Raw genomic sequence first — 24,189 nt, forward strand, 5'->3', positions numbered from 1 at the left:
TTAACATAACTATTAGAAAAGGTAAGTTCCTAAACATTTGCACCAATTTCTAATTAATATTTATATCGTTTATTTTAGCATAATTCAAGTTATGAATATCTTCGGGTATTTAGAGCATGACATTTGCCTCGAAAAACAGGCAGTAAGGATATTAAACCAATCATTGCCAATAGTGCGCCAACCCACAATGGTGACGCGAGCCCGTAGCCAGCATCAATCGTTAGTCCACCAATAGAAGAACCGATCACAATTCCTAAATTGATAATAGACGTGTGTACTGTCGCAACGAGCGTTCCTGTTCCACCAACCCTCGTTATACGCGTTGCCATGGCAGGATTTAGCGAAACTCCTACTAGACCAATGATAAAAATGACCATGATTGAAATCGTCGCTATTTTTACAAATAGACTAAATATAACTAATGCAATAGTGAGTAAACTTAGTCCAGTAGTTAAAGTAGGGTACATATAGGAATCGGTTAGTCTACCTACAATGATATTTCCAATAATTGTAGCTACTCCATACATAGCCAAAATGAATGGCACTATATTTAGAGTGATCCCTGTTAAATTGGTTAAAATTGGCGTAAAATAACTGAAAGCAGCAAAGGTTGCTCCAATAATGAACATGCTAGTGGCGTATGCAGCCCACAAAGGATAGCTCTTAAATAACTCGAGTTCCTTCCGAATACTTACCTGTTCTTGTTTTATCGTTGAAGGAATAAACCATTGAGCTAATAATCCCGCCAAAAGTACCAAAATAATAATAGCCCAAAAACTAGCACGCCATCCGAAATATTGATTAAAAACCATTGCTAATGGTAGTCCAGCAGCAGTAGCAATCATTAATCCCCCAAGAACAACGGAAGCTGCTCGACCACGTGACTGTGCTTCAACAAGGTGAAAGGTGATTGCCATGGAAATACCAAAACAAGCGGCAGATGAAACACCTGTAATAGCTCGTGCCACAATCATCACCTCATAGCTAGAAGCAATGGAGCCTAAAGCCTGCCCAATCAGGAAGATACTAGTAATGGCTAAAAGGGCTTTTTTTCGCGGCATTTTCAGTAACCCAATAGTTAATAGTGGTCCTCCAATAATCATCCCCGCAGCATAGACCGAAATCAGGTAACCAATGGCGGAAGTCGAAACCCCAAATTCATCTGAAAGAGATGGCATGATTCCAGCTACCATAAATTCAGATGTTGTTTGAGAAAAAATAAGAAAACCTAATATATAAACAGCAAATGGCATCAAATCAACTCCTATCATGCTCTTTAATCTGTATTTCTGTAAACTCTATTACATTTAAATACTGCTGAAAATGGGTTGAATTGCCAATGCTAACATACCGTTCATAAACATCGCTTTTTACGCTCCAAATCCCCCATCTACTGCTATGCATGTTCCTGTAATAAACCTTCCACTCTCACTAGCAAGGAAACCGACCATTGCTGCAATGTCTTTTCCTTCACCGTAATGGTCTAGTGCTAGCAATTTTATCTTTTCATCTGCATTCGGACTATTGGCTGGATTCATATCTGTATCCGTGGAGCCCGGATCAACAACATTGACGGTTATGTGACGAGAACCTACATCACGTGCAAGTCCTTTCGTAAAGCCAATCAAGGCGGATTTACTCATGGCATAAAGACTGATACCCGGCTTAGGAACATGGTGAGCAAAACAAGAACCGATCGAAATAATCCGTCCTCCTTTCCCTAAATGCTTTAATGCTGCCTGAGAAGCTAAAAATACACCTCGCACATTAACTGCCAATGTATGATCTATTTCTTCCAGTGTGATATTCTCAAGTAGACCAGTGGGGAAAATACCTGCATTATTTACTAAAATATCAAGTCGATTAAACTCATCTACGGTTCGTTCAACTGCCTCCATTATTTCTTTAGAATTACCACTATCTGCTCGGATGGCAAGCCCGCGTTGTCCCATATCTGTAATTTTCGCCACCACATCTTGTGCCTTTTCTTCCGAATGAATATAAGTGAAGGCGACATGTGCACCTTCCTGTGCAAGTTTTTTTACAATGGCTGCTCCAATGCCTCGACTCCCTCCAGTAACAAGTGCCACTTTATTTTTTAATGATAATGTCATCCATTTCTCCTCCTCTGTTTACTACATACTTATATATACCATTATGCTGAGTAGAATGAAGTTTGAAAAGTACGCATCTTTTTCGTACTAAGTATGGAAAAGGGTACAATTTAAGCGGCGCCTTGTGTAGAAGCGCTTATATTTTTCATCAAGTTGTCCAGACGACATCAGATTAATATCTTTATAATCGATTCATTCTCATTCTTGTTTCCCTTTGGTATGATTAATGTACGAATACGATGATGACCATTAAGTAATTCATTGGGAGGGGATCTAATTGGAACAGTCCACAACACATGGAATTATTAAAACACTCCAAGCGATTGGAGGTAAATGGAAACCGCTTATTTTATTTATTCTTTTAGAAGATGGAACAAAACGTTTTGGAGAATTGAGACGTTTAATGCCAGGAGTGACTCAAGGTGTATTAACGCAGCAGCTTAGGGAATTAGAAAAAGACGGACTGGTCAATCGTGTTGTGTATCAAGAAGTTCCGCCAAAAGTGGAGTATTCCTTGTCAAAACACGGACAAACGTTGGAACCTGTATTAACAAATATGTGTACTTGGGGTTTCATGCACCAGGAATTTATGCAAAAAAAAGGAAGCAAAAAGATATAAATATAATAAAGGATTGAATCAGTAGATATATGCTGCATTCAATCCTTATTTTTGTCCATCTAGTAAATTGTTAGAGGATACAAGGCACTTTTTATACTTTGAATATTATTTCTAAAGAAAATAACAGTATAATACTCTAAAGCTTACTTTTTGTAAATTAACTTGAATCTTTCACATACAACTGGTATTTTATGATTGAACTCTTGATTAATTTCTTTTAATTCTTTTTCGAAAAAGTCTTTATGTACTCTACGCCAATAGTCTAATGACCGATCCCCTTCACCTTCTAAAAAAGCATGCTCTTTCGTAACTTCATTAAAAGGAATAATTTCTACAAACGTAGTTTCGACAATTGCAACAGCTTCCTCATTTCCATCGAGTAAAATATTATGAAGACCAACATATGACAAAGCATCATTTTCCCCATATAGTAAGTAATTTGATGACGTTGCTGTTTTTAATCCGTCTAGCACTAATTTCGCTAGTTTATCAGCCATTTCAATCGAATTACCAAATGCCCATGCTTCATAGTACTTTGGTACATTTGGATTATTTTTTTTATACTTCTCCCACATTCCAACAACGGATTCATTACTCATTTACAACCCCCACTTTATGTATTCTTAGATTAAGTTTGAAATATTCTGTCTTCATATTCATAGTCAACCTTAGATGGGTTGAATTCTTTATGCAGTTCCTTGGGATGATTTTTTCGATTCCATTTAACGGTCCTTTTAATAGCTTCTTTTAATGGAATACTTTCTTTAAAATTAAATTCCTTTCTAAATTGAGTTGTATCTGTTATCCAATCCTGCTGATAGTTATTATTTGCTACTATATGTTCAGGCAAAGAGTCAAGAAGGTTCTGCGGTATATCCCTTTTATCAACCACCTTTATTTCACCTATCCATCCTATTTCATCAGCAATATAACCAATTAATTCTTGTTCTGATAACGCAATATCTTCACCAACATTGTATGTTTTATTACTTGGCTTTCCATTGATAACAGTAGCTGCTATTGCTTCCGCTATATATCATAGCTTTTTATTGATTTTTACTAGTATGACAAATAATTTCCATAGCATAATAAATCCTACTGTAGCTAAAGATAAACCAATCGTTATAAATAAGATAATTACCATTGTTTCGGACATCTATTAGCACTCCTCTTCTTGTTTAGTTAGGAATCCCTCATTTCCTTATACTAAAAGCTTAACAAACAAGTCATAATGATTTATTAAGAAAACCTTAAGGAAAACTTAAATTTATATAGATAAATCTAAATATATTTGTTTATTACTAACTATCTTTAAAGGTTTAAATTTTAGTAAAAATAAGGTATACTATGCATAGAATGTCATAACATAATAAATGACCGCCCATGCTGGAACATGGACGGTCTAGCGTGTAATAGCCCTTCAGGGGGCGGCTCACATATCAAGTCAAAACGGTAATCGACCCAAAATGCTTACTAGGCTCACTGGGCGGTTACTTTTTTTGTTGTGACAGTATGGACACGATTAGTGCTCCAAAAGTGAGCATTACTAACAATGACTCAAAAACTGTCATAAGGCACCACCTCCCTTCCTTTAAGAACTTAAGGAAAGAAAGCGAGCCACCACCCATGAAAGCCTTATTACACTTCGATGAAAGTATAGCATAATAAAACAAGCTCATAAAGATTATTTTGATATACTACTTTAAAACTTTCACATACAACTGGTATTTTATAATTGGTTAATTTCTTAAACCTTTAACAGAATTAAAAATCGCCATGGCATTCTCTCAATATAATAAGCAATAGTTTTTACGAAGATTTTAACCTCTACACCCATCGGATTTACCTTCACGTTCACCAATAGCCGTTCTTGAGGTGAAAAATCGATTTCTGCTTGGATCTAATCTCTCCACGAGTTCCTTAGTCATAACTGGAATTTCCATACAATTCCTGCATTGATCTATAGTGAATTATCAACTCTGCCAATTCGTCATCTTCTATTCGTTTAGAGAAATAAGAATGTTTTTAGTGGTATAAAGAAAGGTTGTTACCTTCTCCCTTCCCATTCTTCATAAAATTCATCTAAAAACATTTCCATAAATCGGTGTCTTTCGATTGCCAATTGTTTACCGGTTTCTGTATTCATCAAATCCTTTAATTTTAATAATTTTTCATAAAAGTGGTTGATGGCAGTTGATTTGTTGTGCCGATATTCCTCTTTTGTCATGTGCTCACGAGGCTTTATAAATGGATCATGAATCGGACTGCTTGTTGCCCCACTGTAAACAAAACATCTTGCAATACCAATTGCTCCAATTGCATCAAGTCTGTCAGCATCTTGGACAACCTTTGCTTCCACGCTATTTAACTGTAATCCATTCCCACCCTTAAACGAAATAGATGTGATAATATCCATAATTTGTTCCGTAGCCTCATGATCAACTGATTGTGAGGCAAGCCAACTTCTTACTTTTTTTATACCGATTTTCTCACTTTCATTTAATTTTTCATCTGCTATATCATGTAATAACGCAGCCATTATGCATATAAACATATTCGCATTTTCTTTTTCTGCTATTTTTTTCGTTAATTTTGTCACACGATCAATATGCCACCAATCATGCCCTGTCCCTTCCCCTTCTAAAGCATTTTGTACATAAGCTATTGTGTTAGTGATCACTTCGTTTTTGTCTATTGCATCATTTGAACGACACATTCAATGACTCCTCTCCAACAGTTTCATCTTTTTCCTAAATACTCTGTTTTTAGCTCTATCTCATTGATATTACGATCGAAATAGACTTTATATGCTTTAGCATTAGGTCTTGAACTAACAATTTTACTTATTTCTTGGTCAGTAAAGTGTATGGCAACACCATCATCAGCTGCTATTCCAGGTAGCATTTTTTTGGTAGCTATTAACTGATGGTAGGAAGGTCTTCTTTCCAATTCCCCATCATAATGCGGGCAATTACTTCCTTTTAAAAAGCCTAAACATTTTAATGACTCCAGTTGATCGCCAAATGAGTCGGTCACCCCTTCTTCAAACCAACAAATAGAACCAGCACTTAAACCAGTTAAGACAATACCTTGCTCCCACGCCTTTTTTAAAATAACATCTAATCCCCATTCCTTCCATAAAATTAATAGGTTCCTAGTGTTTCCGCCCCCGACGTATATAATATCTTTTTCTAACAAAAATCCTTCTAAGTCTCTTGTGGGTGGTTGAAAAAGTGATAAATGAGAAGGTTGACACTTTTGCTGTTCAAAAAAGGTGTAATACTTAGAAATATAATTATCTGAGTCTCCACTAGCGGTTGGGATAAAACAAATATTTGGAGATGTTTTTTTAGACTGATGAAGAATATATTTATCTAATAATTGATTTTCTGGCTCCATAGAGAATCCTCCGCCACCAAGGGCTATTATTTGTTTCATGTTAACTTCCTTTCAAATAGATATTTTTAAGCTATTGTTTTTATTTACTCCTCTATAAACTCCAACTCTGGAAGCCATTGAGATACATGATTTTTTATTTCTTCAAAATGTTCATTCGCATTTTCTAAAGTATGATCGGTTACATTTGACATTGGAATGACCCGATAATCTGTTTCATTTTCGTCGTGTACATATGTAGCCATAAACTGTGACCTTTGAATTTCGATTCTCTCTGTACCCTTTTCAATTGTCTTATGTATCGAAAATGTTAAAACTCCCCCAATTCTTCGGTATAACTCATATTGTCCTGAAAGAAAGTTTCCTAATGAATATGCCACCAATGTTTCATTTCCTTCTTCTCCCTTCACCCACTCTATAGGTTGTAGTACATGGGGATGATGACCTATAACAGCGTGTACGCCTTGGTCTGCTGCAAATTGAGCTAAATCCTTTTGCTCTTTACTTGGCATACGTTCATATTCATTTCCAAAATGGAGACTCAAAATAACCACATCTGCCTTTAACTTTGCCTCATCGATATCCTTTTTCATTACATCTTTATCGATTAAATTAACTAAATAATCTTTTCCATCCGGTACAGGTATGCCATTTGTTCCATAAGAATAGGCAAGGAATGCAACGGAAATATCTTCATTTGTCTCTATTATTCGTATATCATCACGATCTAGTTGATCTTTATATGCCCCAACATACATCATGTCAATTTCCTCCCAATATGCAATCGCACTTTGAACCGCTTTTTCCCCGCGATCTAATGTATGGTTATTTGAAAGTGAAACAACATTAACTCCTACTTCTTTTAATGCATCTCCAATTTCATGAGGACTATTAAACGTTGGATATCCAGATAATCCTAGGCTTGTTCCCCCAATCATCGTTTCCTGATTGGCAAATGTAATCGTTGCATCACTTAAAAAATCTTTTACTTGTTTTAGCATTGGCGAAAAATCATATCTGCTTCCACTTTTGCATCATGATACACACGATCATGAATTAATATATCACCAACGGCTGAAATTGTTATTTCCTTCTCTACTTTTTTGGTTTCATCTTGTTTCTGCTCCACTAGTGATGAAGACATTTCATTTTCTATCTCATTATTGACTGTTTTACTTGAGCAACCAACTAAAATAATGAAAATGATAAGAATTAAATTTTGTTTATATCTTTTGTAATTCATCTTATATCCCCTTTTGGAAAATAATGTATACAATTCTAATTCACCTACACCAATTTGGATTGACTTCTTTATCCGATTGAATAGTCAATAATTATTAAGTAAATGGAAAAACTATACAAATGGGTTAGTTTCTCTAAATTATAACTAACCAATTGTATAGCTTCAAGAATTTTATATTAAAGATAGATGAGACTTGTATGTAAGGGGGCATTTAGATTAATTTTATTAAATTCTTTTTTTCTTATAATCTATGTAAAGTAACAAAATCATAATTAATAGTAAAATAACGATTGTTAAAGGAATAAGCCAAAGCTTCCCATTTGCAAAAAATCCGATTATTGTTACAAGGACGGCAGTAATTGGTGCAAATATATAGTACACGTTTGTATGATAAAACCAACCATATGGAAAAAAGTGTGCACCAGTAATGATAGCAAAAAATAAAATCATTTCAGTTGGACTTTTTATCAATGCCCAAAAAACAATTGGAAAATAAATGAATTGAGCTAAATTCAAATATAAGCCTAAGTCAGCCAAAGGTGTGTCTTTCTTAAACTTCCACTCAGCTTTTAATACTTTTGCCATAAGAACGGAAAGAGGAAACATTAATCCTGTTGTCATTAATATGAAAATGTTCTGCTGCTTTAAAGGTAGCGGCATGAGAAAAATAATAGTCATGATTGTCCAAATTAATGTGGCTGATGCGATAAATGGTAACCCATTTTTCCCTCTTATAGATAAGTCTGTCTTTATATTTATCAAATTCAATGATGATCCCCCCTTTAATTGATGGATTTGTATCTTTTACTCAGATAGCATGATTATAACATTTTGTATCAGAAAAAGAGTATATTTTATGAAATATTTATAATTATATATAGTAATGACTTGTTATAAAAGAATCATGAATAAGTTATTTGAATTAAGGAAAACTCTTGATATGAAAAAAATAATGATGGAATTGAGTGGGATGCATGTATAAAACAATAAGAATAGTAATTATACTAATTTTATTTTTCTTACCGACTAGCAAATTGAATGGCGAAGAAATTGGTCTTCCGATTGAAATGCTATCTTGGGAAAAGGTGAACGACATGTTACCAAATAAAAGTATTTTTACAGTGATGGACGTGGACACTGGAAAAAAGTTTACAGTTCAAAGACGTGCTGGAAATAGGCATGCTGATGTGCAACCTTTAACAGCGGATGATACGAAAATAATGAAAGAAATATATGATGGGAAGTGGGATTGGCGAAGAAGAGCAATTATTGTCATGTCAGAAAACCATTGGATCGCTGCTTCCATGCATGGAATGCCACATGGAGCAGGTTCACTACAAAATAATTTTCCAGGACATTTTTGTATCCACTTTAATGGAAGTAAAACGCATCGATCAAATAATATGGATTTATCGCATAAATTAATGATTTATAAAGCAGCTGGTAAGCTTGATGCCTTTCATGCTAGTGCAGAACCTGCGGAAATTGTAAAAAGTTTTATCATTGGGATCAAACAGCGTGACCAAAAAATTATTTCTACTTTTTCAATCCAACCGATGGACTGGGAGAAATACTTTCGTGAAATAGAAAGTATCAAGTTAGCAGCCATTGATATAGAGCCGGGCACTGATCATCATGGTTTTCATTTAGCATTTGATGTAAAAATTGATTGGACCACTGAGGATAATGAAAAAATAAATTATGATGGAAAAATACATTTAGTTCGGTTATCACCACTTGATCCATGGAGAGTCGATAATGAACAATATATACAAGACAGTGATATAAATGAATAGGAAATATGTATATATATGTATGATGAGTATCATAGTAACTTTGCTGTTTTTTACTTATACATTAGCAGAAGAGAAAGAATTAACCATCAAAATCAATATGTGGTCCAAAGAACTATATGTGTTAGAAAATGGTAAAGTCATTAAGCAATTCCCCATATCTATTGGTACGGAGCTATCTCCTACCCCTGTAGGAGAATATAAAGTAATGGAAAAAGCGAAATCATGGGGTGGTGGATTTGGATCGAGATGGTTAGGATTAAATGTCCCATGGGGAATTTACGGTATTCATGGTACAAATAAACCGCATCTTATTGGTGAGGATGTAAGTAGTGGCTGTATTCGTATGCATAATAAAGATGTAGAGCAATTGTATGAAATGATTTCGATTGATACTCCTGTCCTTATTGACGGTCCAATAACTGGGACTGGGGAAGGTGAATTTAAAAATTTATCAGTTGGTTCTAAAGGTAATTTAGTTCAACTTGTTCAAGGAAGATTAAAAGCAATGGGCTTATATGATGGAGATATAAATGGTATATATGGGATTAAAACAGAGTATGCAATAAGAGAATTTCAAAAGTTGAATCAAGTTTCTGTTAACGGAGTTGTTTCATTTAGGGAATATTTATTATTAGGGTTAATTGAATAGCAAAAAAAGAGGTTGGACATAAAGTCGAAACTAATGGATTATCGAACAAATCGTAAAGATAAAACCTCATGAAATCAAGGTTTTTAAATTTGATTTCATGAGGTTTATTCATTTTATGTTACATTTCTTTATATTGTGGTTCTTCTTGTTGAATATATTGTAATCGGTTATTTAAGTTGTCTGTAATTGTTTTTTGTTGTTCTGCGAGCTGTTGAAACATTTGCTTAACATTTTGATCTTGTGTTTCAAGAGCAAATGTTTTTAAACTTGCCATCACACTTTCAGAATTTGCGATTGTTTGTTGTAACTGAGTACCTACTGTCAATGTCGTCACCTCCTAGCTTTACTATTTCCTATCTATGTGATAATATGAAAAAAGTTTTAAGTATCGATCGATACTTAAAACTTCATACGTACTTCATATTAAAAGTCTGAATCAATTGCTCCATGCCAGTTGATCATACCAGGCAACACATTAAATACTTGCGTAAATCCGTTGGCTTGTAAAATATGGCAAGCTTCATTACTTCTTCCACCAGACCTACAAATAATATATATTTCGCTATCTTTGCTTAATTCATTGCACCGTTCTTCCAATTGTCCTAATGGAATTAAAACAGAACCCGGTATATGTTCTAACGCATATTCTTCCGTTTCACGAACATCTAAAATAACGACATTTTGCTCATTTAGTTTCTGCTCTAGTTCTTCATTTGTGATTTGGTTTTTATAGATAATCATGCATTAAACCCCCTTACCAAAAACAATCGGTACGTTGGTATTTTAAATGATCTTGATAGAAAAGTCTAGTAATTGATTTGGCTTAGGTCGTTCTTCCTTATGTATCTGAACGAAGTTGATTATCGTCCGTTTGTAACATAATTATTTGCGGTATCATACACTGATTTATTTGCAAATTCCTTTAACATCGTTAACAATTCAGCGTTGTCATTAAAAGTAATTGTCTCTGTTTTTCCTTTTTTATTATATCGATAACGATCATTCGTAATGGACATTGTTCCATCTTCCATTGTTTTTGCAAATAATAATTTCTTGTTAAATGGTGAATCTGGATGATGATGAATTAAATATTTAATTCTCGTCAAATCATCCCAACCAACCGATACTGGATAAAAGGCATATCTTAATGTCCAGCCATCTGTAGAGAGTTTTTCTGATACGATCGAACCTCTTTCTGTTTCTCTTCGTCGTAATCGAAATGTTCCTGCAGGCGAAGTTACTTCAGATCCACCTAGTTGTAATGGTTGCAAAGTTAAATTATTTCCTGAACCACTATCAATTAAATATAAATGATTCTTTTTTTGGTAAAGATTGATCGTATGAGTTTTATCCATAATCCAACCATTATCAGACCAAACTGTTGCAGCAGAGAGTGTTACAGGATAGCCTAATTCTCTTAAAACGAGATGCATTAGTCCATTCAATTCATAACAAAGTCCACCTCTTTTTTGCTGAACCATTTTATCCAACAAAAATGGTTCGGTAATCGGTTCTTCATTTCCTAACAGAACATCAAGGTTTTCAAATGCAAAGATATGTGCAAAATAGCGTTGAATCGCGGCAATTTGATCAATTTCATTTGTAAATTGATCTTGTACTTTTTTTATCTCATGTAAAAATGTTTCCACATTACCCACCTCTTTTACTTATAATAAAAAGACCATCAATGGATGATCCTTTACATGTTCAAAATTACATAAACTCTCCGATTGAACGGATACGTACACCGAGCTCTTTTATATTCGTATCGATTGAGTCGATATCAAATTCAATTTTTGCCTCATCTAATACACAATCAATTGGAATATCACATTTTATTTCTGCTAATTGTTTGGATAAATAAAACATGTCCATATTTTCTTGAATTTTTTTTCTTACTCCAGGTGGTAATTCATCTATTGCTTCTAAAACGGCAGCAAACGTCTCGTATGTTTGCAATAATTTTGTTGCTGTTTTTTCCCCAATACCTTTTATCCCTGGATAATTATCTGCACTATCACCAGTAAATCCTTTAAATTCAATAATTTGGTGCGGTTGTAATCCTTTTTTATCATAAAAATTAGCCTGTTGGAATAGATCGTAGTTCCCAATCCCTTTTTTCATAATAGCAACATCAACATTCTCTCTCACTAATTGAAGAAGATCATAATCTCCCGTCTGAATGATTATTTCATGTTCCTTGCAATATTGATTGGCAATGGAGCCGATGATATCATCGGCTTCATAATTTACAAGGCCAATATTGGGGATATTAAACGTATCGACAACTTCTTTTACTAACGTAAATTGAGGAATAAGCTCTTCAGGTGGCTCTCCTCTATTTGCTTTATAGCTGTCATATAACTCAGATCTAAACGTTTGACTTCCCATATCCCAGCAACAAAAAACATGGGTTGGATCAAATTGCTTAATCGCGTCCAAAAAGTATCGTAAAAATTGATGAACTCCATTGGTTGCGATACCATGGTCATTTTTCATAAAATTACCACTGTATGCAGTTGCATAATAACCACGAAATAGCAATGCCATTCCATCTACTAATAAAATTCTATTCGTCAAAGTAACGTCATCCTTCATTTATTTGATTCATCATATTTGTTAATGAATGATATTTTGCTTGTAATTCAGTAATATCAATGGTGTCGGTTAACATTTTAATATGTTGATCAATGATCGAGTCAATTTCCAGTTCCATTCGATTTCTCATTCTGTTTAATTCACTGATCCATTGATCTACATATTTTCTTTCCATTATTCCTTTTTGTTCTTCTACATATTTTTTGGCAAATGGTTGTAACGTTTCATAAAATGAATCTTTCATTTTTTCTCTTTCATTCTGTTCAAAAAATGTTCTTGTGTTTTTAAAAATTTTAAGTGTATTTGCAAATATACTCATATCTAATTGTAAAAATGCTTGCTCATACAGAGGGGTTTCAATTGTCGTTTCATTGAAACTTGGTAAGATAAATGAGTTGTCAACTGCATTTATTTCTTGCTGAATAGCATTATATAGATTTTTGAGTAGTTCATTCATATAAGACTCTATTCGTAATGATACTGCACGTACTTCTTGTAACAATTCATATCCAACATAATCGATAAATTGGTTTCGATTATGTTCTAATTGTGTCACTGCTTGCCTACCAGAAGCTGTAATGGTTGTTGGGTTAAAATGTTCTGAAAACAAATCGTGAAAACGAATATATAATCTTTCGAGAACGAAATGCAACTGCCTTTCAACTCGTTCCAACATGCGTTTTTCTGAAACTTCATGATTTGTATTGGCAATAATTTGCTTGAAGTCTTTCCTTTTCTCCTGCAATTGTTGTACATGGTTTTTCCGTTCCGATTGATTTAAACTTGCTGAATGAATAAAATTGTGTAACGTTGTTTTTGCCCGGTTCATATCCCAAATTGCCGCTTGTACAGTTAATGCTGCTAAATCTTCTTCGATAAATGAATAAAACTCTTTTTCAAAGGAAGTCATTTCATGATTTAAAGAAGTATTATTCTGTTTTTCTTCTAATGATAACTTACTGGAAACTGGGAAAATTTTCGGATGTCTAATTCCAAATTGTAATAATTGCTCTTCGACATATTGAAGTACCATTTTTAAATCGGATTCGTTTTCTGCTAGATCCGAAGCATTTACGACAAAAAACATTTTATCTAATTCAAAAGCTTCTTTCACGCGACCTAATTGCATTAAAAAGTCTCGATCAGCACTTGTGATTGCATGGTTATAATATGTGACATATATAATTGCATCAGCCTGTTTAATATAATCAAAAGAGACGTTCGTATGTCTAGCATTAACGGAATCCGCACCAGGCGTATCGACTAACGTAATTCCTTTTTGTGTTAAAGCACAATCGTAATACAAATCTACTGTTTCAATATAACAAGCTTTTGTTTCGTCTGTAACGAAGACGGGAAATTGTTCTAATGTAATGTTGACTGTTTTACCTAACTGCCCTTTTCGCTCCTCATACCCATTGATGACTGCAAGTAGATACGATTGATATGTTTTATTTAATTCATCTTGATCATACAGTTTTTCTTCTTTTATCCAATTGATCATATCATCAACATTCGTACATTCTGGTGAAAAATCTTTCGTTATTGTTGCTAAATCATTTGTTAACGTTTCATCATCTTTTAGTGTAATGATGACTGTACCATGCTTATATTGATCCGTAACAGGCGAAATACGACTAATAACAGCTGTTGTAGGATTTGGTGAAACAGGTAAAATTTGCTCACCAAATAAAGCATTTGAAAAAGACGATTTTCCTGCGCTAAATGCACCAAACAATGCGATCGTTAATTCTCGATTATACAAACGGTCTTTTTTATCTTCTAAATCATGAATAATGGAAGAAAAACCATCCATATTTGTTATTTCTTTCGTTACGTTTTCAATCATTCTGATCATATTTTCCATTGAAATATGTCCAAGGTTATGTCCCTCTTCCTTTATTTCTCTTTTAGTAATGATAGATTCTTTCCGTTCTTTCACTACGGGTGAATCTTCCAGAATGACTTCTTTTCGTTTATCAATCATTGCTTTGATGGTTCCGATTAACGTATCATCATTGGTAGGATGATGATACAGTTCATCAATTTCAGATAATTTTTGTTGAAGTTCTTGTTTCATATTCGTTTGTCGCTCTAACTGTTCCTGAAGCGTTACATATTCCTGCCGTTCTTCTTCTAGTTGTATTTTTTCTTCTATTATTCGTTCATGATTATACTTTTCAATCTTTTTCCAAAGCTGGGCAGCTTTTTGTCTAAATTTATTTTTAATATCGTTACTTAAGTCATTTGTATAATTTAAAATGTAATTTCCATTAATCGTAGCTCCCTTTTTCATAAAAGAAAATAGTTGCTCTTCTTCGTAAGCAATCATTAATTGCTGAACAGATTGTAAAAGCTCTTCATCATGTATATTATTTTCTCGTAATATTTCATTCCATTTATCTCTTAACTTCCACTGGATCGCTACTTCGGCTGTTTTTTGAAGCTCTTGAAGAAAAACAGTCAACCGATTTATTCGTTCTTCGTCTGTTTTTTTCTTCGCATTAAAAAAGCCAACTTTAAAATCTTTTTCTTGCGATTCTAAAAATACTTTTGCTTGATCCCGTAATTTAGCAGGCATTAAGTAAGCGTTTTTTAATGTTTGGTTTAATTCATGATCAAAATCACTTTTTAGTCGTTCATTCCATTGCTCTAATTCTCGTAATTTATTATTTATCTCATCTAATCTATTAATATCTACAGTATCTGTGTCATCTAAAGAAACATCAGCTAACGTTTGATTATATTCCTCTTGTATAAACGTCTTATGAGCAACTATGATTTCCCGTGTTGCTGCAATTAGTCGACTTGCAATTTCTTTTTGTTGATGAAAAAGAGCAAAGATATCCGCCTTTATGTTTGTTATTTCATTATGAGTGGCCGACGTATCCATGACAGATGAATAATAAATTTTTTCAGGGAAAATACTCCATTGTTCAAACGTTTGTTTAACGTTTTGATCAAATTGTCGAAACGTAATTTCTGACTCGTTATGTTTATCAACTTGGTTAATGATAATAAAAAAAGGAATTTTTGCTTTTTGCATTTTTTGTAAGAAATATAGGTTTACTTCAGATTGGACATGATTATAGTCCATCACATAATATAAGACATCGACCACATGTAGTGCGGATTCAGTCATTAGCCGATCAGCATCATCTGCAGCATCAATTCCTGGTGTATCAAGTAGCGCATAACCAGGCGGCAAAATCGGTTCAGAAGTACTTATTTCGATTTGCTTAATTGTATCTTTATCTGTTGCATAGTCTTTAATCATATCAATGTCGTAAGGTTCGTCATACTGAACTGGTGTTCTCTCTGTAAAGAAAACACGGGCAACTCCTTCACCTGACATAATTTTAACGATGTTTGCACTCGTAGGAATTGGACTTTTCGGTAAAACATCTTTTCCTAACAAATAATTAATCATCGAAGATTTACCAGCAGAAAAATGTCCTGCAAAACAAATATTAAATTGATTTGTCTCTTTTTTTTCAAATAAATCGATTATTTTTTCAGCATTTTTTTTATCACCATTACTCATTATTAGTTGATATAATGATGCTAAATGATTTCCGGTAACCGTCATCATTTCCTTATGTGCAACTTTCAACGTAACATTCCCCTTTATCGTACTCATACAGCTTACTTTTATATTGTTTAATCATCACTATTAAAAGGTCATTAAATTTCGACCTAGGCATCTTAGTTCATTGTTTCTTTATTATTATCATTATACGAGATGAACAACGCTTTTACTAGTAAAAGAAAAGGGATGTTTGGATACGAAAACGCCCTAAAATGCTCCTTTTCTGCAGACTCTTTAATAGGATTGTGTTGTGATATACATATTGGAGAGGAAAACGAGGACAGAGATGAATACTATATTTGGAATTACTCTCTTGCGAAAACAGCAACTTTCTTTCAATTTATTTCCAATAGAAAGAGGTCTGAACATTGACTTGCTAGGTAGACCCCCTTATGTAATTAAATCTAAAAGAAAATTATTTAATTTAAGGTATTTCCAATTGGACTCCTGCAAATGCCTATTGGTATTCCCTTTTGATTAATCAGTTGTTTCAAGTTTACTAAAGGGGTTCCTTGATAAACTTGTTCGATAATAAGATCAATTTTTTCTCTTTCTTGCTCCGTTATTTTTTGCTTTGTAAGCAATTTATCGAACCATTGACTAATTACTACTGGTGAAATATTTCCAGCAATAGAAGAAAGGCGATCGAATCCTTGTAATACTTTATCCTCGATATTTACCTCTCCACCAACATAAAAGTAAAAATTATTTCTTTTTACATCCTTTTTTACTCGTTCCACCTTTTCTTCATTTCCGGCTTCCTTTAACCCGATCACCAATTCGATTTCACTTAACCGAATAATACTTTCTACGGATAAATCAAATCCTGTTCTTTTAGGATTGTTATATAAGATAGTAGGCTTATTACTTTGATTGATGATTGCTTGTGAATAAACTACTGCTTCTTCTTGTGTCGGTAAAATATACGGCGGATATCCGAGTAAAATACCAGCTATGTTTGTATTCGCTATTCTTTTCGCTAATTCTTCTGCTTCTTTTTGTTTAATAGAGGATACACCAAATATAATTTCCATATTATTAATAAGTTCATCTTCTGAAAGGATCCCGTTCAATAATGCGATTTTTTCTTTTAGGTTTAGACTATGCTGTTCTCCAGTGGAACCAGAAACGAGAACAGACTTTACCCCTTGCTTATATAGATCTCTTATATGATCAAGGGTTCCCTGAACATTCAATGACTCATCGTTAAAAAATGCAGTGGGCACAGCGATATGGATTTTTTCTTTTAACATCATGTTATCCCCTCACCTTAATTAAAATGATCATTCAATTCATGTTCATTTGTCCCCTACTTTTTTTCTATTTTCCGATAATTTCCATCAAAATAAAGAACCGGACTTCCTTCCCGTACTGCCAAATCGGTTACTTCCGCAATGTAAATTAAATGGTCACCGGCCTTTACTTTTTCCTTTACTTTACACGATAAGGTAGCTAGCGCATTTTCTAAAACTGGTACCCCATCTTGATTAAAAAAAGGAATGTCACGATCTTTTTCTTTTTGACGAGCGAAGATCATGGAGTAGTCTTTTTGCTCTTCACTTAAAATACTAACGCCAAACTTTTCCGTCTGTTTTAATTTATGATACATACTTGCCCGTTCATCTATCGATATTGCGATTAGTTTTGGATTTAAGGAAATGGACATAAATGCATTTACTGTCATTCCAATATTATTACCATGATCATGAATAGATACTATCGTAATCCCTGTAGCAAATTTACCCATTGCATCACGAAACAATCGCTCTTCCATGCACTCTCTTCCTTTCTCACTATCAACCTTACTATTTCTATCAGAATAACATTAATAACAATTTATTGAAATGAATATGCTCAGCTAGTTAACATAATATATTTATGGTAAATAAAAATCGTAGAGGCTGGGACAAAAGTGTTTTTGCCAAAAAATCCGAACAATGTAGCAGCATATAACTGTTCCGGAAATATACTTCACTTTCACCTCAGGTATAAGGCCGACATCCGTTCTAGCTACGATTTTCCCTTACTTTTACAGCGTCTCCTTTACCGTGAGCGGCTGGTGAGGTTCCGACGCACAATGTTTATTGCACCGAGTAATCGCATGTGCAGATGTTTTCGGTGGGACGAGCATTTAGCGGAGTCCCAAAGGTCTTCGATGTGGCGAGCAAATGCGCATTCCCTGGATGTGCTAGTGTCGGCTTAGTCACATGGAGTAACCAAGCCGACCAAGAGTCTACGTATATTTCCGCTAAATTAATACATAGTTCGTCTTTGGACTTAATCGTTTTAGTTATGTCCTAGCCTCTACATCAGATTTATTAAACAGGATAAACACCGTGTTTTCTTTCGGTAAATGTAACATTTTTTGTTTCATATAATTTAAAACGTGATGCTAATTCTTTTCTCATTTGGTTTGGCTCAATGATTGCATCTACAACCATTTCTGAAGCTAAACGATAGATATCGATATCATCTTTATATTCTTGTTGTTTTTCTTTAATAAATGTTATTCTTTCTTCATCAGAAAGTGACGCAATTTTATTTGCATATACCGCATTAATTGCCGCTTCTGGTCCCATCACTGCGATCTGTGCAGATGGAAAAGCAAGAGTAGCATCTGATTCAAATGCTGGACCTGCCATCGCATAAAGCCCAGCACCATATGCTTTTCTTATAATGACTGATATTTTAGGAACAGTCGCTTCACTCATCATGGCAAGCATTTTAGCACCATGACGGATAATTCCTTGTTGCTCTACTTTCGTACCGATCATAAATCCAGGAACATCCATTAAGAATAGCAGCGGAATATTGTACGCATCACATAATTGAATGAATTTTGCCGCTTTATCAGCTGAGTCAGGGAAAAGCACCCCACCTTTTACACGAGGTTGGTTGGCAATAATTCCCACTACACTACCTTCAATTCTAGCAAGTCCAGTAATTAATTCAGCAGCAAAAAGTTTTTTAATTTCACAAAAGCTATCTTCATCTACAAGTCGTTCAATTAAATCATACATGTTAAAAGGTGCATTTTGATTTTCAGGGATAATATCTGTTATTGTTTTTTCAAATGATTTAGCATTCTTAGACTCTAGTACTTCAGGTTTGTTTTTATAATTTGCCGGAAAATAACGTAAATAGTTTCGAGCGAATGAAATTGCCTCTTCTTCCGTTTCCACTAACACATCACCACATCCAGAAACAGAACAGTGCATTTTTGCCCCACCCATCTCTTCTAACGTTACTTTTTCTCCAATAACCATTTCGGCCATTCGTGGAGAGCCTAAGTACATCGAAGCATTGCCATTGACCATGACGACGATATCGCAAAATGCTGGTATATATGCCCCTCCGGCAGCTGATGGACCGAATAAGAGACAAACTTGGGGTACTCTACCCGACATTTTGATTTGATTATGGAAAATGCGACCTGCTCCCCTTCGACCCGGGAACATTTCAATTTGATCCGTAATTCTAGCACCTGCTGAATCGACTAGGTAAATCATTGGAATTTCTAATTTTAAAGCTGTTTCTTGGATACGAATGATCTTTTCTACTGTTCTTTTCCCCCACGATCCAGCTTTTACAGTAGAATCGTTTGCCATCACACAGACAGATTGACCATTGATTTTACCAATACCTGTTACGACACCATCAGATGGTAGGTCATCAGCTAAACAATTGGCAAAAAATGCATCTTCTACTTCCATATCTTCATCAAATAGAAGTTCAAGTCGTTTGCGAACAAATAACTTCCCTTTTGCTTTGTTTGCTTCATGGTATTTGTTCGTTCCACCTTGTTTTATTTTCTCGATTCTTTTATGTAATTCTTCTAAAGACACTAGGATACCTCCTATTATTTACCCTTATATTCAGGTTTTCGTTTTTCCCTAAAAGCACGTAAACCTTCCAGTCTATCTTCCGTTTTTATCGTTTCTTTATAGCAGATATGTTCAATTTCAAGAGCTGTTTGTAAATCTGTTTGCATTCCGAGATTGATAGCAGATTTTGCTTGTCGCATGGCAATAGGGCCATTTTCAGCAATTTGCTTAGCCATTTTTAATGCTTCTCCATATAATTCGTCCGTTTCAACGATTTGCTCAATCAATCCCAGTGAAAAAGCTTCTCTAGCATCAATCGGTTTTGCTGTATAAATGAACCGTTTCGCTTGACCGATTCCTATTAATCGAGGGAGCCGCTGGGTACCACCTGCACCCGGAATGATCGCTAAAGATGTTTCAGTAAGTCCAAGTTTTATGTGGCTGGCTGCAATTCGAATATCACATGCAAGCGCTAATTCAAGACCACCTCCATAAGCAACCCCATTTATTGCTGCAATAACAGGAATTGGAATACGTTCAATAGTTGAAATCGTTTCCCCGATATATTGAACAGCTGTGACTACTTCTTGGTCATTCATCCCACTCCGCTCTTTCAAATCGGCTCCTGCACAAAACGCTTTTTCACCAGCTCCCGTTATGATAACTGATCGGATTTTGTCTGACGATTTTATCTTCGTAATGATCTCATTTAATTCATCCAACAATTTTGTTGATAATGCATTCGCAGCTTCTGGACGATTTAATGTGATGATCCCAATATCCTCTTCTATCCTATATGTAATGAGAGTTGACATGACTTCTCCCTCCTACCCAATTACTGCGATGACATCCCCTTCATTGATAAAATCCCCTTCGTTTACCTTAATTTCCTTCACTGTTCCACCTTGTTCAGTCGTAATTGGAATTTCCATTTTCATTGATTCTAAAATTGCTACATCATCCCCAGCTTCTACTTGATCCCCTTCTTTTACGATGACTTTCCACATATTACCTGCCATACTTGCTTTAACTTCTGTCATTTTGTCATTCTCCTTTAATTAATTTATCTCCGCGGCACTTATCTCCCGCTTCTATAGGCGGAAAGATAAGTGCCTCTAAAGCAAACACACTGACTGACGAGCTAGGAGCGAAGTCAGAAGTGATGTTGTGTTTATGCAAATAAATAAATCATCATTTATTTATTTGCATAGCTCCAAAATAAGTGCGACTAAGGTTCAGATGGAGAAATGAATCAAACTGAGCGTGACGTCCTGGGACTGGGACTGCGCTAAATGCCCGTCCCATCGAAAACATTTGCGCTTACGCTCGCCCTAGCACGTCCTGTGCGTCGAAACTCCATACTGAAACCTCTTTAAACATATTCTTGGACAAAATTAGTCGATATATTTCCTTTTTTAAATTGCTCATGGTCAATGACTGTGAGCAACATAGGAATATTCGTTTTTATACCATCAATTTTATAGGTATGTAACGCCTCTTTCAAGTATGTTATCGCTTCATCTCTAGAGTTTCCAGATACGATAAGTTTACTAATCATTGGATCATAAAACGGTGTAACATTACTGCCTTCTCTAATAGATGATTCAATTCTTATGTTGTCACCAGTTGGTTCTTCATACTTAGTAATTTTTCCTGGAGATGGAAAAAATGTTTTAGGATCTTCCGCATAGATTCTTACTTCAATGGCATGACCATCGATTTGAATGTCATTTTGATGCAGCGTTAATCTTCCCCCACTTGCAATGTTAATTTGTTCACTAACGATATCTACACCTGTTATTTCTTCTGTTATAGGGTGTTCTACCTGAATCCTAGTATTCATTTCTAGAAAATAAAAATTTTCCTGTTCATCTACTAAAAATTCAATTGTCCCTGCGTTTGTGTAGCCTATCTGTTTTGTTGCTTGAACGGCGACCTCCCCCATCTTTAATCTTGTTTGCTCCGAGAGAAAAAGGGCAGGTGCTTCCTCGATTACCTTTTGATTTCTTCTTTGGATCGAGCATTCTCTTTCAAACAAGTGAATAACATGACCAAATTGATCTGCCAATACTTGGATTTCAATATGACGTGCAGTTTTTAGTAATTTTTCGATAAACATAGATCCATCACCGAAAAATGACTCTGCACGTTTTGCATTACGATCAAATGCCTTGATTAGCTCATCATCATTGTGGACGACTTGCATCCCAATTCCACCGCCACCAGCCGATGCTTTTAACATGATTGGATAACCAATCTCTTCTGCTGCGCTAACCGCTTCATCTATATTTGATAGTGCATTTTCTGTGCCTGGAATAATAGGTACACCAGCCTCTTTCATTAATTTCCTTGCAGCAACCTTATCACCCATCGTTTCGATAATATTTGCAGAAGGGCCAATGAAGATGAACCCATTTTCTTGACATTTTCTCGCAAAATCACCATTTTCACTCATAAAGCCATAGCCGGGATGAATCGCATCTAATTCTGCTTTTTTCGCAACCTCTACTATTTTCTCCACATTTAAATAACTTTCGTTAACATGAGGAGGACCGATTAAATAACATTCATCAGCTAATTGTACATAAGGTGAATCTTGATCAGCTTCCGAATAAATTGCTACTGTATGAATATGTAGTTTTTTACAAGCATGGATGATACGGGCGGCTATTTCTCCACGATTTGCAATGAGTATTTTTTTAATCACGTTGTCCCACCTCGCTTTTTATTTTTAGTTGTTCGATTGCATATTCACGTAATTTAAACTTTTGTATTTTTCCGCTAGCTGTCATTGGATAACGATCTACAAATTCAATATATTTAGGAACTTTATGCCAGGAAATATTATTGTGACAATAATCACGAATATTGGATTTAGTTAACATTTTGTCTTCTTTTAAAATAATACATGCCATAATTTCTTCCCCATATTTTTCATCAGGAATACCGATCACTTGAACGTCTAGTAGATCAGGATGTCGATATAAAAACTCTTCAATTTCTCGTGGATAGATGTTTTCACCACCACGAATAATTACATCTTTTATTCTACCGGTAATGGTATAATAACCATTTTCATCTACTGTTGCTAAATCACCAGAATGTAGCCAGCCATCTTCATTGATCACTTCAATTGTTGCTTCATCATTTTTGTAGTACCCTTTCATTACGTGGTAGCCTCTTGTAAGTAGTTCCCCCTGTTCATTCGGTGGAAGCTCACTTCCTGTATGAGGATCGATAATTTTCACCTCTACATTTGGATGAGCTCTTCCGACTGAACTAACTTTTAATTCAATCGGATCATCTACTTTCGTCTGCGTGATTACTGGGGAGGATTCAGTTAAGCCATAAGCGATCGTAATTTCACTTGCTCCCATTTTGGTCATGACATCACGCATCACTTCAATCGGGCATGTGGAGCCGGCCATAATTCCTGTTCGTAAATGAGATAAGTCATATTGATCAAAATTTGGGTGATTAAGTTCTGCAATAAACATCGTTGGGACGCCGTGTAAAGCGGTACATTTTTCTGCGGAAACCGCTTTTAGTACTTTTTCTGCATGGAATTGTTCGACAATTACCATTGTTGCTCCTTTGGCTACCGCAGTAAGAATACCTAACACACAACCAAATGTATGAAAAAATGGCACTGGAATACAGAGACGATCTTCATAGGTTAAGTTCATTTGATTTCCGATTTGATCTGCATTATTAACGATATTATAATGACTAAGCATGACCCCTTTAGGAAATCCAGTCGTTCCTGACGTATACTGCATATTTATGACTTCATGAGCATCCAACGTTTTATTGATAGCTTTAAACTCGGTTTCAGCTGTTCTATTAGATAGATTCATCACTTCACCAAAATTGTAAGCGTATTCACGTTTTTCATTACTGATCATAATAATGTTTTTTAAAAAAGGAAGATTTTTCGCTTGTAGTTGCCCTTTTTTCGATTGTTGTAATGTTGGACAAATTTTGTTTATTATTTCTACATATGACGTACCTTTATAACTTTCTGCCATAATTAATGTTGTGGAATCAGATTGTTTTAACAAGTATTCTAATTCAAAAGCTTGATAGTTTGTATTTACCGTTACTAACACTGCACCGATCTTTCCAGTAGCGAATTGGCTAATAAGCCACTCAAGTTTATTATCGGACCAAATAGCAACATGATCTCCTTTTTGAACCCCTATTGCTAAAAAACCTTTGGCTGCTTGATTCACTAATTCATTAAATTCTTTATATGTTTTTCTTATATGTAAATCTGGATAAATGATTGCTTCATGATTTGGATGTAAATGTACTTGTTTTTCCAATAAACTTCCAATCGTCTTATTGATTAACGACATGTA

At 34.8% G+C, this 24,189-nt stretch carries 25 protein-coding genes; 3 read left to right on the plus strand and 22 right to left on the minus strand.

Going from position 1 to position 24,189, the window contains the following annotated elements; translation table 11 throughout:
• Positions 1 to 89: 89 nt before the first annotated feature.
• Both DFR56_RS15620 and DFR56_RS15625 read right to left on the minus strand, forming a co-directional pair.
• A complete protein-coding gene (locus DFR56_RS15620) occupies positions 90 to 1,253 on the minus strand; it encodes an MFS transporter (protein WP_110396383.1) in 1,164 nt (387 codons plus the stop codon).
• A gap of 117 nt (positions 1,254 to 1,370) precedes the next feature.
• Positions 1,371 to 2,114 (minus strand): 3-oxoacyl-ACP reductase family protein, encoded by a 744-nt coding sequence (locus tag DFR56_RS15625; protein ID WP_110396384.1) that lies wholly within the window; start codon positions 2,112 to 2,114, stop codon positions 1,371 to 1,373.
• Positions 2,115 to 2,391: 277 nt separating this feature from the next.
• On the opposite strand from DFR56_RS15625, the gene DFR56_RS15630 reads away from it, so the two are divergent.
• Positions 2,392 to 2,733: a winged helix-turn-helix transcriptional regulator gene (locus DFR56_RS15630; RefSeq protein ID WP_110396385.1), complete on the plus strand. Its 342-nt coding sequence runs from the start codon at positions 2,392 to 2,394 to the stop codon at positions 2,731 to 2,733.
• Between the two features lie 143 nt (positions 2,734 to 2,876).
• On the opposite strand, the gene DFR56_RS15635 is transcribed toward DFR56_RS15630, so the two are convergent.
• The 8 genes from DFR56_RS15635 to DFR56_RS15660 all read right to left on the minus strand — a co-directional run bounded on the left by DFR56_RS15635 (position 2,877) and on the right by DFR56_RS15660 (position 8,140).
• A complete protein-coding gene (locus DFR56_RS15635; RefSeq protein ID WP_110396386.1) occupies positions 2,877 to 3,332 on the minus strand; it encodes an ASCH domain-containing protein in 456 nt (151 codons plus the stop codon).
• Positions 3,333 to 3,361: 29 nt separating this feature from the next.
• Positions 3,362 to 3,625: a hypothetical protein gene (locus tag DFR56_RS15640; protein ID WP_110396387.1), complete on the minus strand. Its 264-nt coding sequence runs from the start codon at positions 3,623 to 3,625 to the stop codon at positions 3,362 to 3,364.
• Between the two features lie 598 nt (positions 3,626 to 4,223).
• Entirely contained in the window at positions 4,224 to 4,412 is a 189-nt protein-coding gene (locus tag DFR56_RS24030) for a putative holin-like toxin (protein ID WP_372442957.1), read from the minus strand.
• A 368-nt stretch (positions 4,413 to 4,780) separates the two neighbouring features.
• Complete coding sequence (locus DFR56_RS15645) at positions 4,781 to 5,449, minus strand: HD domain-containing protein (protein WP_170124507.1); 669 nt, start codon at positions 5,447 to 5,449, stop codon at positions 4,781 to 4,783.
• 23 nt (positions 5,450 to 5,472) lie between these two features.
• Entirely contained in the window at positions 5,473 to 6,171 is a 699-nt protein-coding gene (locus DFR56_RS15650) for a Type 1 glutamine amidotransferase-like domain-containing protein (protein ID WP_110396388.1), read from the minus strand.
• Between the two features lie 44 nt (positions 6,172 to 6,215).
• A complete protein-coding gene (locus DFR56_RS15655) occupies positions 6,216 to 7,130 on the minus strand; it encodes a CapA family protein (RefSeq protein WP_244916554.1) in 915 nt (304 codons plus the stop codon).
• Positions 7,124 to 7,372, minus strand: coding sequence for a hypothetical protein (locus tag DFR56_RS23510; RefSeq protein WP_244916555.1), 249 nt, complete (start codon positions 7,370 to 7,372; stop codon positions 7,124 to 7,126). The genes DFR56_RS15655 and DFR56_RS23510 overlap by 7 nt, the downstream gene beginning before the upstream one ends.
• Positions 7,373 to 7,597: 225 nt before the next feature.
• A complete protein-coding gene (locus tag DFR56_RS15660; protein ID WP_110396389.1) occupies positions 7,598 to 8,140 on the minus strand; it encodes a DUF7010 family protein in 543 nt (180 codons plus the stop codon).
• Positions 8,141 to 8,346: 206 nt separating this feature from the next.
• Between DFR56_RS15660 and DFR56_RS15665 the strand changes: the two genes are divergently transcribed.
• Together DFR56_RS15665 and DFR56_RS15670 are read left to right on the plus strand one after the other, a co-directional pair.
• Positions 8,347 to 9,168, plus strand: a complete 822-nt coding sequence (locus tag DFR56_RS15665) for a hypothetical protein (RefSeq protein WP_110396390.1) — start codon at positions 8,347 to 8,349, stop codon at positions 9,166 to 9,168.
• Positions 9,169 to 9,187: 19 nt separating this feature from the next.
• Positions 9,188 to 9,817, plus strand: coding sequence for a L,D-transpeptidase family protein (locus DFR56_RS15670; protein ID WP_242694814.1), 630 nt, complete (start codon positions 9,188 to 9,190; stop codon positions 9,815 to 9,817).
• Between the two features lie 118 nt (positions 9,818 to 9,935).
• On the opposite strand, the gene DFR56_RS15675 is transcribed toward DFR56_RS15670, so the two are convergent.
• The 12 genes from DFR56_RS15675 to DFR56_RS15730 all read right to left on the minus strand — a co-directional run bounded on the left by DFR56_RS15675 (position 9,936) and on the right by DFR56_RS15730 (position 24,186).
• The gene (locus DFR56_RS15675) at positions 9,936 to 10,142 is read right to left on the minus strand and encodes a DUF1657 domain-containing protein (protein ID WP_110396392.1); all 207 of its coding nucleotides are present in this window, start codon (positions 10,140 to 10,142) and stop codon (positions 9,936 to 9,938) included.
• 98 nt (positions 10,143 to 10,240) lie between these two features.
• Positions 10,241 to 10,558, minus strand: coding sequence for a rhodanese-like domain-containing protein (locus DFR56_RS15680; protein ID WP_110396393.1), 318 nt, complete (start codon positions 10,556 to 10,558; stop codon positions 10,241 to 10,243).
• Positions 10,559 to 10,677: 119 nt separating this feature from the next.
• Positions 10,678 to 11,466: an arylamine N-acetyltransferase family protein gene (locus tag DFR56_RS15685; RefSeq protein ID WP_110396394.1), complete on the minus strand. Its 789-nt coding sequence runs from the start codon at positions 11,464 to 11,466 to the stop codon at positions 10,678 to 10,680.
• A gap of 64 nt (positions 11,467 to 11,530) precedes the next feature.
• Complete coding sequence (locus DFR56_RS15690) at positions 11,531 to 12,397, minus strand: 5'-3' exonuclease (protein WP_242694815.1); 867 nt, start codon at positions 12,395 to 12,397, stop codon at positions 11,531 to 11,533.
• 7 nt (positions 12,398 to 12,404) lie between these two features.
• Positions 12,405 to 16,028 (minus strand): dynamin family protein, encoded by a 3,624-nt coding sequence (locus DFR56_RS15695; RefSeq protein ID WP_158525672.1) that lies wholly within the window; start codon positions 16,026 to 16,028, stop codon positions 12,405 to 12,407.
• A gap of 395 nt (positions 16,029 to 16,423) precedes the next feature.
• A complete protein-coding gene (locus tag DFR56_RS15700; protein ID WP_110396397.1) occupies positions 16,424 to 17,257 on the minus strand; it encodes a dihydrodipicolinate synthase family protein in 834 nt (277 codons plus the stop codon).
• A 56-nt stretch (positions 17,258 to 17,313) separates the two neighbouring features.
• Positions 17,314 to 17,778: a flavin reductase family protein gene (locus tag DFR56_RS15705; RefSeq protein WP_110396398.1), complete on the minus strand. Its 465-nt coding sequence runs from the start codon at positions 17,776 to 17,778 to the stop codon at positions 17,314 to 17,316.
• A gap of 544 nt (positions 17,779 to 18,322) precedes the next feature.
• A complete protein-coding gene (locus tag DFR56_RS15710; protein WP_110396399.1) occupies positions 18,323 to 19,849 on the minus strand; it encodes an acyl-CoA carboxylase subunit beta in 1,527 nt (508 codons plus the stop codon).
• Between the two features lie 14 nt (positions 19,850 to 19,863).
• A complete protein-coding gene (locus DFR56_RS15715) occupies positions 19,864 to 20,643 on the minus strand; it encodes an enoyl-CoA hydratase (protein ID WP_110396400.1) in 780 nt (259 codons plus the stop codon).
• A gap of 12 nt (positions 20,644 to 20,655) precedes the next feature.
• Positions 20,656 to 20,868, minus strand: a complete 213-nt coding sequence (locus DFR56_RS15720) for an acetyl-CoA carboxylase biotin carboxyl carrier protein subunit (protein WP_110396401.1) — start codon at positions 20,866 to 20,868, stop codon at positions 20,656 to 20,658.
• Between the two features lie 332 nt (positions 20,869 to 21,200).
• Positions 21,201 to 22,535, minus strand: coding sequence for an acetyl-CoA carboxylase biotin carboxylase subunit (locus tag DFR56_RS15725; RefSeq protein ID WP_110396402.1), 1,335 nt, complete (start codon positions 22,533 to 22,535; stop codon positions 21,201 to 21,203).
• The gene (locus DFR56_RS15730) at positions 22,528 to 24,186 is read right to left on the minus strand and encodes an AMP-binding protein (protein ID WP_110396403.1); all 1,659 of its coding nucleotides are present in this window, start codon (positions 24,184 to 24,186) and stop codon (positions 22,528 to 22,530) included. Before DFR56_RS15730 ends, DFR56_RS15725 begins: the two co-directional genes overlap by 8 nt.
• Positions 24,187 to 24,189 lie beyond the last annotated feature (3 nt).

The organism is Pseudogracilibacillus auburnensis (genome assembly GCF_003201975.1).
GTDB classification, from domain to species: domain Bacteria; phylum Bacillota; class Bacilli; order Bacillales; family Amphibacillaceae; genus Pseudogracilibacillus; species Pseudogracilibacillus auburnensis.

Coding starts and splice junctions, on each gene's coding strand:
- DFR56_RS15620 (WP_110396383.1), bottom strand. CDS start 1,253: ATGCCATTTGCTGTTTATATATTAGGTTTTCTTATTTTTTCTCAAACA.
- DFR56_RS15625 (WP_110396384.1), bottom strand. CDS start 2,114: ATGACATTATCATTAAAAAATAAAGTGGCACTTGTTACTGGAGGGAGT.
- DFR56_RS15635 (WP_110396386.1), bottom strand. CDS start 3,332: ATGAGTAATGAATCCGTTGTTGGAATGTGGGAGAAGTATAAAAAAAAT.
- DFR56_RS24030 (WP_372442957.1), bottom strand. CDS start 4,412: ATGAGCTTGTTTTATTATGCTATACTTTCATCGAAGTGTAATAAGGCT.
- DFR56_RS15645 (WP_170124507.1), bottom strand. CDS start 5,449: ATGTGTCGTTCAAATGATGCAATAGACAAAAACGAAGTGATCACTAAC.
- DFR56_RS15650 (WP_110396388.1), bottom strand. CDS start 6,171: ATGAAACAAATAATAGCCCTTGGTGGCGGAGGATTCTCTATGGAGCCA.
- DFR56_RS15655 (WP_244916554.1), bottom strand. CDS start 7,130: ATGCTAAAACAAGTAAAAGATTTTTTAAGTGATGCAACGATTACATTT.
- DFR56_RS23510 (WP_244916555.1), bottom strand. CDS start 7,372: ATGAATTACAAAAGATATAAACAAAATTTAATTCTTATCATTTTCATT.
- DFR56_RS15665 (WP_110396390.1), top strand. CDS start 8,347: ATGTATAAAACAATAAGAATAGTAATTATACTAATTTTATTTTTCTTA.
- DFR56_RS15670 (WP_242694814.1), top strand. CDS start 9,188: ATGATGAGTATCATAGTAACTTTGCTGTTTTTTACTTATACATTAGCA.
- DFR56_RS15680 (WP_110396393.1), bottom strand. CDS start 10,558: ATGATTATCTATAAAAACCAAATCACAAATGAAGAACTAGAGCAGAAA.
- DFR56_RS15700 (WP_110396397.1), bottom strand. CDS start 17,257: ATGTTAAAAGAAAAAATCCATATCGCTGTGCCCACTGCATTTTTTAAC.
- DFR56_RS15705 (WP_110396398.1), bottom strand. CDS start 17,778: ATGGAAGAGCGATTGTTTCGTGATGCAATGGGTAAATTTGCTACAGGG.
- DFR56_RS15715 (WP_110396400.1), bottom strand. CDS start 20,643: ATGTCAACTCTCATTACATATAGGATAGAAGAGGATATTGGGATCATC.
- DFR56_RS15720 (WP_110396401.1), bottom strand. CDS start 20,868: ATGACAGAAGTTAAAGCAAGTATGGCAGGTAATATGTGGAAAGTCATC.
- DFR56_RS15730 (WP_110396403.1), bottom strand. CDS start 24,186: ATGTCGTTAATCAATAAGACGATTGGAAGTTTATTGGAAAAACAAGTA.